The organism is Paenibacillus amylolyticus (assembly GCF_003719335.1).
Taxonomy (GTDB): domain Bacteria; phylum Bacillota; class Bacilli; order Paenibacillales; family Paenibacillaceae; genus Paenibacillus; species Paenibacillus amylolyticus_D.
The window spans coordinates 1-522 of sequence record NZ_RIAS01000057.1 but is presented as its reverse complement, the minus strand read 5'-3'; the positions used below and the strand labels follow the sequence as shown (position 1 = coordinate 522).

Genomic DNA, 522 nt, shown 5'->3' with positions numbered 1-522 from the left:
CGAGGGCTTATCCAATAGCAAGTTTTAATCGCGTAAATTTCGTTTCGAATCTAGTTTTCAGAGAACAACACTCTGAAACATATTCCCTGATAGCTCAGTTGGTAGAGCACTCGACTGTTAATCGAGTTGTCACAGGTTCGAGTCCTGTTCGGGGAGCCATGGAGAGGTGTCCGAGCTGGCCGAAGGAGCACGATTGGAAATCGTGTAGGCGTCACAAGCGTCTCGAGGGTTCGAATCCCTCTCTCTCCGCCATAATTCTTCTTTAGGTAAGGCCCGTTGGTCAAGGGGTTAAGACACCTCCCTTTCACGGAGGTAACAGGGGTTCGAATCCCCTACGGGTCATTATTATTTTCAAACTATAAACCGAGATGAGAAACTCATCACTTCAAAAAAGAGTTGATTTTCACATCGGTTATATGGTAAGATCATAAATGTGTTGTTCGGAGGCTTAGCTCAGCTGGGAGAGCATCTGCCTTACAAGCAGAGGGTCGGGGGTTCGATCCCCTCAGCCTCCACCATATA

General features: G+C 47.3%; 4 tRNA genes. All 4 read left to right on the top strand.

Annotated features, from left to right (window positions below):
- The first annotated feature begins 83 nt into the window (after positions 1 to 83).
- A tRNA-Asn gene (locus EC604_RS29590) sits at positions 84 to 159 on the top strand.
- A gap of 1 nt (position 160) precedes the next feature.
- Positions 161 to 252, top strand: a tRNA-Ser gene (locus EC604_RS29585).
- 18 nt (positions 253 to 270) lie between these two features.
- Positions 271 to 342 (top strand) — tRNA-Glu (locus EC604_RS29580).
- 100 nt (positions 343 to 442) lie between these two features.
- A tRNA-Val gene (locus EC604_RS29575) sits at positions 443 to 518 on the top strand.
- The last annotated feature ends 4 nt before the right edge of the window (positions 519 to 522 follow it).